The organism is Marinobacter sp. THAF197a (assembly GCF_009363275.1).
Taxonomy (GTDB): Bacteria; Pseudomonadota; Gammaproteobacteria; order Pseudomonadales; family Oleiphilaceae; genus Marinobacter.
In genome coordinates this window covers 1,317,648-1,331,524 of the sequence record NZ_CP045324.1, presented here as the reverse complement: position 1 = coordinate 1,331,524, position 13,877 = coordinate 1,317,648, and the positions used below count along the sequence as shown (strand labels likewise).

At 52.5% G+C, this 13,877-nt stretch carries 10 protein-coding genes and 1 pseudogene; 6 read left to right on the top strand and 5 right to left on the bottom strand.

Features of this window, described 5'->3' with window-relative positions:
- The first annotated feature begins 302 nt into the window (after nt 1–302).
- From FIV08_RS06090 to FIV08_RS06080, 3 genes are all read left to right on the top strand, one after another.
- Nucleotides 303–968 (top strand): response regulator transcription factor, encoded by a 666-nt coding sequence (locus FIV08_RS06090; protein ID WP_152437697.1) that lies wholly within the window; start codon nt 303–305, stop codon nt 966–968.
- Nucleotides 955–2,310 carry a sensor histidine kinase gene (locus FIV08_RS06085; protein WP_072676522.1) on the top strand — a complete coding sequence of 452 codons (1,356 nt, stop codon included), beginning with the start codon at nt 955–957 and terminating at the stop codon, nt 2,308–2,310. The genes FIV08_RS06090 and FIV08_RS06085 overlap by 14 nt, the downstream gene beginning before the upstream one ends.
- A 209-nt stretch (nt 2,311–2,519) precedes the next feature.
- Entirely contained in the window at nt 2,520–3,188 is a 669-nt protein-coding gene (locus FIV08_RS06080; RefSeq protein WP_072676521.1) for a response regulator transcription factor, read from the top strand.
- Nucleotides 3,189–3,247: 59 nt separating this feature from the next.
- Here the strand turns inward: FIV08_RS06080 and FIV08_RS06075 are convergent, their stop codons facing one another.
- Nucleotides 3,248–3,487 (bottom strand): hypothetical protein, encoded by a 240-nt coding sequence (locus FIV08_RS06075; protein ID WP_072676519.1) that lies wholly within the window; start codon nt 3,485–3,487, stop codon nt 3,248–3,250.
- Nucleotides 3,488–3,789: 302 nt separating this feature from the next.
- Here FIV08_RS06075 and FIV08_RS19815 point away from each other — a divergent pair, with 302 nt between their 5' ends.
- A complete protein-coding gene (locus FIV08_RS19815; protein WP_228703918.1) occupies nt 3,790–4,212 on the top strand; it encodes a hypothetical protein in 423 nt (140 codons plus the stop codon).
- A 6-nt stretch (nt 4,213–4,218) separates the two neighbouring features.
- A complete protein-coding gene (locus FIV08_RS19810; RefSeq protein ID WP_227513205.1) occupies nt 4,219–4,647 on the top strand; it encodes an ATP-binding protein in 429 nt (142 codons plus the stop codon).
- A gap of 87 nt (nt 4,648–4,734) precedes the next feature.
- Here the strand turns inward: FIV08_RS19810 and FIV08_RS06065 are convergent, their stop codons facing one another.
- The 4 genes and pseudogenes from FIV08_RS06065 to FIV08_RS06050 all read right to left on the bottom strand — a co-directional run bounded on the left by FIV08_RS06065 (nt 4,735) and on the right by FIV08_RS06050 (nt 12,072).
- Nucleotides 4,735–7,932, bottom strand: coding sequence for an efflux RND transporter permease subunit (locus FIV08_RS06065; RefSeq protein ID WP_068351588.1), 3,198 nt, complete (start codon nt 7,930–7,932; stop codon nt 4,735–4,737).
- A gap of 14 nt (nt 7,933–7,946) precedes the next feature.
- On the bottom strand, nt 7,947–9,197 hold the full coding sequence (locus FIV08_RS06060; protein WP_068351585.1) for an efflux RND transporter periplasmic adaptor subunit: 1,251 nt from the start codon (nt 9,195–9,197) through the stop codon (nt 7,947–7,949).
- Between the two features lie 24 nt (nt 9,198–9,221).
- Nucleotides 9,222–10,439: a TolC family protein gene (locus FIV08_RS06055; protein ID WP_058092801.1), complete on the bottom strand. Its 1,218-nt coding sequence runs from the start codon at nt 10,437–10,439 to the stop codon at nt 9,222–9,224.
- A 333-nt stretch (nt 10,440–10,772) separates the two neighbouring features.
- Nucleotides 10,773–12,072: pseudogene (locus FIV08_RS06050) on the bottom strand (IS1380-like element ISMaq4 family transposase).
- A 144-nt stretch (nt 12,073–12,216) separates the two neighbouring features.
- Here FIV08_RS06050 and FIV08_RS06045 point away from each other — a divergent pair.
- The gene (locus FIV08_RS06045) at nt 12,217–13,530 is read left to right on the top strand and encodes an ATP-binding protein (protein ID WP_152437696.1); all 1,314 of its coding nucleotides are present in this window, start codon (nt 12,217–12,219) and stop codon (nt 13,528–13,530) included.
- The last annotated feature ends 347 nt before the right edge of the window (nt 13,531–13,877 follow it).

Below are 13,877 nucleotides of genomic sequence, written 5' to 3'. Positions count from 1 at the left end.
ATCTCGAAGGGCGGCCTCCGGTCTTCCAGAGAGAGTACATAAACCACAACCCCCCGGCACATAGCCGGGGTTTGAGATAGTAACGGAATGAAAGAGGCGAGGTGCTTACTTCTCTGCGAACATCGATTTCAGATGTTCCCGCAACCCCTTTCCAAGACGCTCTTCAGTTGCTTTCCGAATCAGGATAAGGCCGTTGTCTTCAAGCTCCCTGACCGACTCCTCGAATTCAGGAAACCCCTGAATGGGAAAATCGCTGATGTACACAATCTTATTATCGGAAAGATCCAGCACATAAATGGCCGATGGGATTACTGCTCGTTGAAGATGACCGTTTGCTGGCTGAAGGATTACGTGGTCAGCTTGAAAAGGCAGGGTTCAGCGTTGATACGACCTACACCGCCAAAGAAGCCGCGATTCTGGGCGAGCAGGAGGACTATCGGGCCGTCGTTCTGGATCTTGGCCTTCCTGACGGCAATGGATTAGACGTATTAAGGAAGTGGCGAAAACATCAGGTCGTCTGTCCGGTGCTTATTCTGACCGCCAGGGGCGACTGGCACGACAAGGTGGAAGGCCTTAAAGCTGGAGCGGATGACTACCTTGCAAAACCCTTTCAGACCGAAGAACTCATCGCCCGGCTTAACGCCATTGTGCGTCGAAGCGAAGGTCGCATTCATTCAATGGTCAAAGCCGGACGCTTCGAACTGGATGAGAATCGTCAAAGCCTGAAATCCGAGGATGGCACGGAGCACAGCCTCACCGGCACGGAATTTCGCCTGCTGCGCTGTCTGATGAGCCGTCCCGGCCATGTGTTCTCGAAAGAACAATTAATGGAACAGCTTTACAACCTGAACGACAGCCCGAATGAGAACGTCATCGAAGCCTATATCCGCAGACTGCGAAAACTGGTTGGCAACGACACCATTGCAACCCGTCGCGGCCAGGGGTATCTGTTTAATGACGCGGTTTAGCAAGCCCAGATCCGTCAAAGGCACCTTGCTTTTATTGCTACTGCCAGCGGGCATTGCGCTAATGGGGCTTGCATGGCTGGTTCACGGCCTCTTACTGGACCGGATGTCCCGGGAATTCGTCGAGACACGTCTCAAGGATGAGGTCGCCTTTCTGGAGCATCAGATTCGTGATTCTGGCGGTCAATTGGACAGTCTCCAGACTGGTGACTATTTTCAGGAAGTCTTTCACCACGCCTTCGCCATACATTCTCCGTCCAGAACGATCATTTCCCCGGATTCCTGGGCACCGGTGTTAACGTCGTTAATAGAATCAGCAAAGGATGGGACCGTTCGTGTTCGGGATGCGGACACCGTCGAAGGCCCAAAGAGCATTCTTGCGTACCGAAAGTCGTTCCGGATCGGCGATACGCCGATTGTAGTGATCGTGTCCGAGGATCTTGGCGCACTGAAACGCAGCCAGGCAGAGTTGCACGGGTGGACGGCCATCGTCTCTATTCTGCTGATTCTGCTGTTGGTCGTTGTGATCTGGTTCGGTATCAATCTGTCCATGCGCCCTGTCGTCGAACTGAAGGCCACGCTGAAGCGACTTCAGGATGGCAAGGTCTCGCGGATTCATGTCCAAGCACCTGAGGAATTTCGACCGCTGGCCCAGCAGCTCAACCAATTGCTCGACTCGCTGGATCAACGCCTGGAACGATCAAGGGATGCGCTGGCGAATCTGTCTCACAGCGTCAAAACCCCCATTGCGGCCGTCCGGCAGATTCTTGAGGACACCAGTCGTCCGCTCTCCAACGATCTCCGCCTTCAGATGACCGCGAGACTCAATGACATCGACAAACAGCTTGAAGCCGAGATGCGCCGAAGTCGCTTTGCAGGGCCACAGGTTGGGAAAAGCGCTTACCCTCTGAAACAGGCACGGGATCTAGTCTGGATGCTGGGGCGACTATACCCGGAAAAGTCCTTTGAACTGTCGAGCTCCCTGCCGGAGGACGCCCGCTGGCCGATCGAGGAGCACGACCTGAATGAAATCATGGGCAACCTTCTGGACAATGCAGGCAAATGGTCGGAACGATGCGTGGAGCTGTCACTCGTTCAACACTCCGGAAATCTGCAGATCGGCGTAACAGACGATGGGCTCGGCGTCGCGGACGCTGAAATCGGCAATCTGGGTCGACGGGGGTTGCGGCTGGACGAGCAGACCCCAGGCCATGGCCTTGGGCTGGCGATTGTTCGAGAAATTGTCGAACGCTACAGTGGAACCCTCAACTTCTCACCTGCTCCGAAAAGTGGGTTGTCCGTGATAGTTGACCTTCCCAGGGCGGTCCCGGTGATCAATCGTTGACCCGGCCACCTGGTATGTGGTTAAGCGATCACATGTGGATAGTGTTTGTATAGAAAACTTTCCTCACAGTAATGCCTTTTTCAAGCTAGATTCAGCTTCGTCTGTTGTTATAGCGGGTCGCTTGAAGTCCGATCTCTTAGCTAATTTTGATTTGCTCTCGAGAAGGGCGACAGCCACAATTTTCCAACATCCAGAGACGGCGCTTATAGATGAAGGTTCTAATTGTCGAAGACAACGCGGTACTCGCAGAAAAAATCTCCGTTTGGCTTGCGAAGGAAAACTTTACTGTAGATGTTGCCCAAAACGGAAAAGAGGCAAATTTCTTCGTAGAGACAAGCAGTTATCAGGCGATCATTCTGGATATAGGACTGCCCGACGAGAACGGGCTTTCTTTGATGCAAAAATGGAGAAGCAACGGCAAAGATGAAGCCATCCTGATTCTAACTGCCAGGTCCAACTGGACAGAGAGAGTTGAAGGCTTGAATGCCGGGGCAGACGACTATCTTCCAAAACCGTTCGAATTTGATGAACTGAAAGCTCGACTTAGCGCCATCATAAGAAGAAAAGACGGGCGAACAACTGATAAGATAGCGGTTGATGGGTTTCTTCTAAGTTCAACCTACAGAACGCTAACAACCCCTGATCATAAAGAATTCAGGCTAACCGCAACAGAATATCGCCTTCTTCAATGCTTCCTTCGATCTCCTGACAGAGTCTTTTCCCAGGATGATCTTGTTGAATCACTTTACAATATCGAAAGATGCCCAACGCGAAATGTTGTTCAGGTATATATTGCGAGGCTTAGGAAAATACTTGGGAAAAAAAGAATAAAAACGTTGAGAGGGCAAGGTTACTATTTCGCGAGAGAGACCCACTAAAAAATTTATACTGCGAGTCACGTCAGTAACTCTCACCTGACTCGCAGAAAACCAAAAAATTACTGTTTCTTCAATAGATCAGCAACTAGCTCCTTGATTACTCGATGCTCTTCCTTCAACTTCTTGACCGTCTCGCTTTCTTCAGAACGATAGTCGGAGGACCGTTCATCGATGCTCTTATCAGGGTAGCTTCTTGCCTCATTATACCTATCTGCTTGTCCGCCATTGCTGCCTGCGAGGGCTATGGAAGCCCCGGTTCCTAGAAAAGATGCTATTAAAATTACAGACACTTTTTTCATAAACAGCTCCGATATGTCATTCTATTCAACCAACGAAATTCAATCGCCTTACGCAGTTAGTAGAACATCGAAACCTTAAACACATTTGAATGTGGACGTATTTTAAAGATCTTCACATTCCGTAAACTACAGGCCCACAGCTATTCAGGCAGATTTTGACAAGACTAAACGAACGACCAAAGCACAACCCCTCTAGCGTCAGGTGAGTTGCGACACGCATCAATCCCATCTATGCTTTCAAGCTCAGTCGCCTCTCTAGCCCTCAGCTAGCTCCTCCCGCTCAATCGACCATAACTAATACCATGACCTTGCTGGCTGCCTCCGCATTATTACTTTTTGTTCTCTTGGCTCTGGTAGGCACCACTACTTACCTCGCTTTGAAACCGATCGAACACATCAAGGAAGACATGAGGAGACTGCAATCTGGCAAACAACCTCGTTTGAATCCTGACGCACCAGAGGAGTTCAGTCCGCTGATCAAACAGTTCAATAACCTACTTGAACTAGCAAGTCGTCGCCTTGACCGCCACCGCCGCCTCAATTCCGATCTTTCTCACATGGTCAAGACCTCGATCTCTGCCAATCTCGCAATCTTGTCAGACACTGGTTCATTACCTCCGTCCCGCGACGACATAGAGTTCATGACCTCCAACCTAAAGGATCTAAGCCGGTCCTTGAACTACCGCATGAGCAAGGCAGATATCTCCGGCAGGCAGATGGGGTAAACATGTTTGCCGATTGAAATAGCGAACAACGTCATTTCTGTCATGGAAAAAATCTTTCCCGATAAGAGTTTCCGTATTAATACATCCTTGCCGAATAACTTCAGTTGGCCCATGGAGCGTCAGGACCTATCAGAGTTATTCGGTAACCTGCTCGAAAACGGCGGGAAATGGAGTCAGGCTGAGATTGACGTTTCAATAAGCCAGACCGATTCCGGGCTAACGATAGAAGTTGCAGACGACGGCCCTGGGATTACTCCAGAAGCGGCCTCAAAAGTGATGGATAGAGGTTCCCGGCTTGACGAAACCGTTTCTGGATTTGGATTGGGACTGTCCATCGTGTCCGAAATACTAGAAGACAATTTCGGACGGATGAACATTGGCCCCTCAGAAACAGGGGGCGCCAGAATTACAGTTGTGCTTCCTTTCCCAGAGTAGAGCACAACCATAATTCCTCCGCCCCGCTATGACGGAGGGATTACCCTCCCCTGCTCGCGATCAAAACTGTGTATTTCCACCTCTCTTCTACCGTTGCATATCATCGAGTTTAGACCTTGAGAAGCGCGTGAATAGAGCCGGCAAAACAAAAAGCGTTAGGAAAGTCGCAGTCACGAGGCCACCTACAATCACGCTGGCCAATGGCTTCTGGATTTCCGCACCCACGCCCGTCGACAATAGCATCGGTATCAAACCGAGTGCCGAGGTTATTGCTGTCATCAAGACAGGACGCAAACGGGAGACGGCACCTTCAAACACCGCAGTATCCACGTTCAACCCATCCTGTATTCGCTGATTGATGCTTTCGACCATTACGACCCCGTTAAGCACCGCCACACCAAACAGTGTGATAAATCCAACGGAACTGGGCACCGAAAGATACTGGCCGGAGATCCAGAGTGAAAAGACGCCACCAATAACGGCAAGCGGCACGTTGACCAGAATCAACAGCGCTTGACCAACCGAACTGAAAGCAAAGTACAGCAACAGCGCGATCAGGCCCAGAGATACAGGTACCACAATGGTCAATCGCTTCTGAGCTCGTTGCTGGTTTTCAAACTGACCACCAATATCCACCGAATAGCCGGGGGGAAGGTTCACTTCTGTCGCGATGGTATCCTGAATATCGGCAACCACACTGCCCATGTCACGACCCTGCACATTAGACTGAATGACCACACGGCGCTGAACGTCATCGCGGCGCACCTGAGGCGGGCCGGACTCAATAGACACATCGGCCACATCACCGAGTCTCACCCAGGCTCCGGACGGCGCCTGTAACCTGAAATCGGCAATGGCATCCCGGTCTTCCCGGAAACGTTTGGCCAGACGCACATAGATATCGTACCGCTCATTTCCGTTGATGATCTGGCCCGCGGCGGCACCACCCAGTCCATCCCGGACGACACTCATCACATCAGACACGGCGAGTCCGTACCGGGAAAGTGCCTGACGGTCAGGCTGAACCACCAACTGCGCTTCACCAGCAATCTGCTCCATGGCCACGTCTCGTGTTCCCTGAACTGTTCGGACCGCCGCTTCAATCTGCTGGCCTTTCTCCGCCAGTACGTCGAGATCCGGGCCAAAGAGTTTGATGGCCAGTTGCGCGCGGACACCTGACAGCAATTCATCAACCCGAGTCGCGATAGGCTGAGAAAAGTTAAACAGTAGCCCCGGGTGCTGTTCGAGCTTCGCCTCAAACAGGGCCTGCAATTCATAGCGATTACTGGCGCTGGTCCACTCGGCTGTTGGCTTGAGGCCAATGTAGATTTCGATGTTGTTGACGGGCTCCGGATCGCCGCCTATTTCCGGTCGGCCCGCCCGGGACAGCGCGTAGGTCACCTCTGGAAACTCCATCAGCATGGCCTCCAGTTTCGGCGCCACTTCAAGCGCGGTATCAAGGCTTGATGAGGGGGCTAGCGTTACCCGGAGGTTAATGGTCCCCTCTTCCAATTCGGGGACAAACTCAGTACCGAGTCGCGGCACGACCAAGGCCGCCAGCACAACAAGGACAGCTGCTGCACCGACAACAGAGCGGGTGTGTTTCAACGACCAGTCAAGGCCCTTGCGATAAAGCTTTTCGAGGGGCTTTAAAATGAAACTTTCCCGCTCCCGAATACCCTTGCGAAACATAAACGATGCCAAGGCCGGCACAACCACCAGAGCAACGATCACAGCGGACACGATGGCCAACATTATGCTGATCGCCATTGGCTGAAAAAGCTTGGCTTCCACACCTTCAAAGCTGAATAAAGGCATGAAAACGACCAGGATAATCGCCGTCGCGAAAAAAATTGGTCGCGCCACTTCCCGGCCTGCCTCCTGCAGTCGAAGCGCAATGCCATGGTCATCGTGTGACGCGTCCAATGGGTCAGGGTCGTTTTTCACCAATTCATCCCGACGGGCGTCATGCTCAGCATCAGGATGGGTCAGATGCTTGAACATGTTCTCAACCATAACAACAGAGCCATCCACCAGCATGCCGATTGCCACAGCAATACCGCCCAGAGACATCAGGTTGGCCGAGAGACCGAACCAGGCCATGATCATCAGGGCAATCCCGATGGAAATCGGTATTGAAAGCAGCACCAGCGTTGTTGCCCGCAGATTCATCAGGAACAGGGCAAGCACGATCGCAATAAACACAAAAGCCAACAGAAGCGCATTGGTCACCGTCTCTACGGCCTTGGTCACCAGATCCGCCTGGTTGTAATAGGGCTCAAAACGAACCCCACTCGGAAGCGCCTGATTTATGCGATCAATGCGGGCCTCGATGCCGTCGATGGTGGCTTTTGTGTTGGCCCCCATTCGTTTGAGTACAATGCCAGAAACCACTTCACCCAGTTGTTCAACCTGACCGGCTTCATCCTTCCGGGTCATGGTTACCGCACCCTGGCGAATTTCAGTGCCCAGCGCTACCTCGGCGACATCGTTCACTGTCACTGTAATGCCATCACTGGTTTTAACGGGCACCTGACGGATCTGCTCGAGCCCCTGCTCGCCATTACCCAGCCAGCCCATACCGCGAATAACCAACTGCTCCTGCCCGCGGCCCATATACCAGCCCCCAACATTGGAGTTGTTGTTCTCCAGGGCTTCCATGACATCGTTCTGTGATAAGTCATAGGACAGCATTCGCGCCGGGTTCAGGTTAACCTGGTACTGGCGGACCTCTCCGCCAAACGACAGGATTTCCGTAACCCCTTCAGCCGGTATCAGCAACAGTTTGACCAGCCAGTCGTGCAAGCTGCGCAATTCCATTGCGTCGTACCCCGAATCCGGGTCCGCTATCAGCAAGTACTGGTAGACCTGGCCAAGACCGGACGTATTCGGCCCCATTTCAGGCACCCCGACCCCGTCCGGAATCAGCTCCCGCGCGGCCTGCAACCGCTCGAAAACCAGTTGGCGCGCGAAATAGATATCCGTGCCCTCTTTAAAGACCACGGTGACACCAGACAACCCGGTTTTGGAGATGGACCGAACCTCCTCAACATCCGGCAACGCATACATCACCGCTTCAATGGGATAGGTGATCAGCTGCTCGACTTCCTCAGCCGCAAGTCCGGGCGCCTCTGTATTAACAGCGACCTGGACGTTTGTAACGTCGGGGAAAGCATCAAGATTCAGTTTTGGTATCTGAAACGCGGCCGTGGCGATAAGCACTGCAAGCGCAATAAGAACCAACAGGCGGTTCTGAACCGCCCAGTCGACAACTCGGTTGAACATAATGGCTCCCGGAATCAGTGGTTGTGCGGATCAAAGCCGCCTTTGGCAATCTCAGAGGCCACAAAAAATGCGCCCCGCAAAACGACTCGTTGGCCCGCAGCCAGGCCGGAAACCTCACGGAGCCCGCCAATTGAGCGGCCCAGTTCCACTTCCACGGGTTCATACTCGCCTTCGGCCTCTTCCACATAGACCGTCCAGTCGCCGTCCGCGCCACGCATCAATGCAGTCTCCGGCACAGCAAGCACCGGCTCGCTGGTCTTAAAACGAAAATACACATCTGCGAACATTCCTGGATGAAAACGATCTTCAGGATTGTCCAGCTCCAGCCTGACAATCCGCGTGCGGGTCACAGGATCAATGGTGTGGGCTTCCTGGGACACCGTTGCCACGCCCACACGACCCGCTGCCCTGACTTCGGCTTCCGCGCCCTTCTCTAGAACAATGTCGGAGCTTGCTGGCAGATGGGCTTCTACCCAAAGCTCACTCTCATCAGCAAGAGTCACCAGCGGCTGGCCAGCCTCAACTCTTTGTCCTTGCTCAAACTCATCGGTCAGTACTGCACCATCCACGCGAGCCCTGAGCATGTATTCACCGAGACTATCCACCCCGCTGGCCTTCAACGCACCAATGTCATCATCGTTCAGCCCGTAAGCAAGCAGAGTCGCCCTTGCTGCTTCAATGTTGGCTTTCGCTGTATTGAACCGCTGATCGCCAACCACGGAACGACCCAGCCCGCTGATTCGCTTCCATTCAGGAAAAGCTTTCCTGTAATCCGCCTGCGCCTGTGCCACCGTCTCACTGAACAGGGTTACCAGCGGCTGGCCCTTGGTTACGTGCTCACCCAGTTCCACGTGACGCCGCAGCACCACTGAGGCAACCCGGGGGGACACGTGATAGCTGGTATAGCCGTTGGTCAGCAGCTCACCGGGAGCGTAGATTTCATAGTCAACGTGCTTGCTTTCGAGGGTTGCTACTTCAATGCCGGCGAGCTCTTTCTGTTTGGCATTGATGCTTGCGGTAGTTGATTCTTCATGACCACCATCGCTCTCCTCTTCGTGGCCATGACCTTCTTCCTCTTCATGCTCACGTTCTTCAGCATGCCCGCCCTCATGCTCATCCTCTTCACCGGTACCTTCTCGATGATCGTCGCCACCGGCGGCATGATCATGGCCCGCCTCGTTATGCGCATCTTCCTCGGCCTGCACCAATGAAGGGGGAGCTATAAACAGCGTCAATACAAATACTGAAATCAGAGTTTTTTTCATGATGACTATCCAGTTTCCAGAATATTATTGGAAGGGGGTGATCAGTTCGCCAGACTGGCTCAAGAGTTCAATCAGGCCCAGCTGCGCCAGCTTTTCCAGTTCAATACCGGTTTTCAGGCTCTCCGCGCGCTGGCCTAACGCCTGGAGATACTCAGAGGTGGAGAGGTCGCCGACCTGCCACTGCTTCTCAAGCAAATCGGCACTTCGCTGTACACGCCCCTGGGATAGTTCTTTCCATCGACGAAGTTGCTTGTCGTATCGCTTCCAGGAAGCGCGAGCGCCTGCCAGGTCATATTGTTGTTTCCGGTAGAGCGCCTGAAACCGCGCTTCGGCCTCCAGAGCCCGTCGATTCGCGGCCCGGATTTCAGCGCTGTAGTTATTACGGACGTTCAGAGGGATCGAGAATGTCAGGCCAACCACGTTCTCGCCGCCGTCACGCCCTCCGCTCAGCCCTACTGTCGGCGATGCTGTGGCTTTGCGTCTCGCAACCTCTGCCTCACTTTTCAGCACCTGCCACTCGGCTCGAGCGACTGCAATTGACGGGTGTGACAGCAGATCAGCCTCACCAATCTGGGACTCCAGCGCTGGCCATATATACTCGGGGATTCCCCCATCCTGAGGCCTCCAGTCCGGCAGACGTTCTTGAACCTGAGTTTCTGCCCGATCAACTGCGGCCTTTGCCTGGGCGACTTCGCTCAACTGACGGGATAGATTTAGAAACAGAAGCTCTGCATCGGCACGCCCCAGATCACCTGCCTGCTGGCGCTGTTCAACCTGGTCCAGCAAAGCATCCAGGCGCTGCTGTTGGGATTCAGCAATTTCCTCAAACAGCGTAGTGGCGCGCCACTCGACAAGCGCAAACAATGATTCAGACGTTTGTGTCAGAACTGCTTCGCTCAAGCCAGCTTGCGCAGACAGCCTGATCAGCTTTGCCTTCTCCTGTAATGCGCCCTGTTGATCAGACCAATCGATCGTTTGTGACAGCCCTGCCTCAAAGTTATTCTCACTGCCCGTTCTGTCTGCTCCTACGGACAACTCCGGGTTATACAGCGGTTGTTCGCTTGCCTCAGCGTCCTCTTTCCGCGCTGCCGCCTGCTCTGTCGCTGCCAGTACCTCCGGGTGCTTGCTTATCTGGCCAGTGAGCCAATTCGCCCAATTAACAGTCTCAGCTTGACCGAACAGAGGAATGGACAATAGTACTGAACACAGCAACGCCCGAGGCGAGTGCTTGCTTGCCTTCATCGACTTTCTCCCGAAGCGATTAATAGCCAAAAATCATAGGTGTAAGGCGCCTATGACGAGGCAGGAAAAGATCGAGATAATAAGTGCAAACTTTGAAATGAGTTTGAATTCGGAAAAACAGTTCAGATATGAGTCGCTAAAAACTCTTTGTAGCGCTTCTCAATGAGGCTAACCCGGATTTCTCATAGGTCCCCGGCAAGTCTCGCAGACTGAACTGGTTACCGCTATGGCCGGTCGGTTTCGGCCATGCCTGCCCAATAAGTGATCAATTCCCGTTGTCCGGACACACGGCCCCCTTTCCCCCATTGCGTCGGGCCGGGGGAGCCCGGGCTTCTATCCCGGAACCAGACGGCGTACCAGGTCAGAGAGTTCGTCTTTGTAAGGATAGGCATCACTCATCAACACCCGTATGCGCCGAGTGTTGCGAATGATGACCGCGCCCACCTTGATCAGCTTCAGCCGCAGGTTACTGGCGCTCATGCGCTCGAAGGGCGTTTTCTTCAGGTGAGCGCGTAATCGCTCGAACAACGTGTAGGCAAAGCCCGACAGAAGCAGCCGCCACTGATTGGTCCACCACCGCGTGCTGGAGGTGCGATCTGCGAACAGACACAACTGCTGATCCTTGATCCGGTTTTCCATGTCACCCCGGGCACAGTATTGCTCGTAGTAGAGTTTAACGCCGTCGTCGTAACGGGAGCTGATAATGAACCTGGGGTTGGCACCCAGTTCGCCCTCCTCCAGACGCGCGATCACCCAGCGGGGGTGTTTCCAGGTTCGGGCCTGGTACTGGAACCGGTAGGTGGCAGAGACTTTTTCTCCCAACTCCCCGTGAGCCCTGCGAACCAGCATCGAGGGTACGTCCACCTCCTTGAGCAGCCGGCTGTTTTTGCTGATGCCCACAAGGTAATCCACGTTATTCCGGTCGCACCAGCTCAGCAATCGGGGGCGATAGAAGCCGCTGTCACCCCGGAACACGATGCGGGTATCCGGCCAGTACTGCCGGATGAACTTCACCAGCAGGGCCAGAATGGCCCAGCTGTGGCGGCTGTCGCTTCGATTGCTGGTGCGCAGGTAGCTCACCAACAGGTGACGGCCGCAGAACACGTACAGCGGGAAGAAACAATGGTGATCGTAGTAGGCGTTAAAGAACTTGCCGGGCTGGTCGCCATGCACTGGAATATCAGTGCCATCGAAGTCCAGCACAATTTCCTTGGGTGGAGTCTCGTGCTGTTCAATGAAGTGATGCCACAGCAGTTCGTGGGCCTTGACCACGGCCTGCCGGTCTACGCGCTGCTCCATTCGGCACAGTGTTGATTTGCCCGCCAGAATGGCCTCTTCGCCAGTCGCGGTCTGAAGTGCCTGGTCAGCGTAACGTTTCGTGATCGTTGAGGTCTTCGTACCCGGCAGCCACGCCAAAGACCCGCTGCCGGACCATGGTTTGAAGCTTGTGACGAACCAGCACGGGATTACGGGCATCGTCCAGCACCGTAGCCAGGCGCTGAGTGAGCTGGTGTTGATTGTCGACTTCCCGAAGCAAAAGCAGTCCGGCATCGGAGGTGATGTGACCACCGGAGAAATCGGCTTCAATTTGACGGCGAGACAGTGGCGAGAAGGTCAGTTTTTCAGGTACCATTTTGGATAGCGGCTTTTGGTGCTTGGTGAACGGTGTAAGGTCCTGAAACTATAGCACTTTCAGCCGCTTTCTTTTATCCCGTCATGAGAAATCCGGGCTAGATTTAGTCGATAACAAATTCTAACCACCTGCTTGGCAGACAACATGCCCAGAAAACAACAACGCCCTTCAATAAAACGGAAACTGCTTACTTTCCTGACGCTAACGGGTTTCGCGTGTACCGGGCTGATATTCTTCTCACACACCCTTTTAATCGACTATATCCATGACGAGCTTCACAGGCAGCAGCTAGAGGCTGCAGCTAACCGACTCTCAAAGATGCTAACAAATGATAAAGAAGAAATTACAAAATCCTCTCTCAGAAATTTTTCATTGTCTCAATATTCAGTTCACATCGAAGACAGTCAAGGTCGGAGTTTTACAAGCGAGAACATTAAACCGAAATTACAGGTGGTAGAATCGTTCAGAAAGCCTGGAATTTTTCACATATCGGATGATGATCGCTCAATCCTTGGCTACTACAGAATATTTAATAACAGACAAGATAAACTAAGCGTTACTATAATTGAAAAAAGCTCCTACTCACCAAACACGCTTGACAAAATCCACGTTCTTATATGGATAATATCTTTTACAATTCTCGTTACGACATCATTGATCATATTTATTGGGGTAACTATCGCACTAAAACCCTTAAAAATGATGAGTGCCCAATTAACGTCGCTTAAAAAGGGTCAGCGTAATAGACTGGATGAGAACGTACCTGAAGAATTCAATGAACTTGTCAAACATCTTAATCGTCTATTAGAGTCGTACGACAAAAAACTTACCCGTTCACGCCACCTAGCCGCAGATATTTCTCATAGCTTAAAAACCCCCCTTGCCGTCATAAACTCCATGATCAATGACGAAGCCATTCCCACCACAATCGCGAGTCAAATTAAGTCTCAACTGTCTGAAATGCACGAGCTGATCGACACTCAAATGAGAAAAACCGAAATGTCCGGTCAGTACATTGGAAAGGCGACACCGATCATTGAGAGAACTCTGGCACTGGTGGACGTAGTCAGTCGAATCTATCCTTACAAACAGATCCATCTTCAAGAAACATTACCCAGAGAGCTTGTCTGGCCAATTGATGAGCGTGATTTTAATGAGATCTTGGGCAATGTGCTTGATAACGCAAGCAAATGGTGCTCTCAGGAAGTTCATCTACACTTGAAACTTCACGATGACACTTTGACCATTCTTGTTGAAGATGACGGCCCCGGAGTAGCGTCACACCAACTCGCCGATCTTACCAAGCGCCAGAAAAGACTGGACGAAAAAACCCCTGGCTATGGCCTTGGCCTATCAATCGTTGAGGAAATCATCAATGACTACGGTGGTGCCATGCATTTTTCTATATCACCCAAAGGTGGTCTTCGGGTTCTAATCGAGCTTCCCAGAAGCATTTGACGACTACAAGGGCAACTTATCCAGCTTTAGTCAGCGACCAGTAGGCATAGCAGCCCGATACACCAACGTCTCAACGTCAAAACTGTCACTTTGAACTGAGTTTTCATCCGGCGACATAAAGAATAACTCTGTATTGCCTGATACGGGGGACACCGGAACCGACGTTAGAAGACTTGTTGACTGCGTTTTGGGAGATTTCCCGGATCTCAGCGTCAACCAATCAACTCGAGTATCATAAACACCTATCATATCTTCGGCTGCACTGGATTCCTGTGGAATCCCGATATTAACTGCGTCCCCACCGGAGCGTACGAGCAGGTTCGGCAAAAATAGTGTTTGCCTCGGAC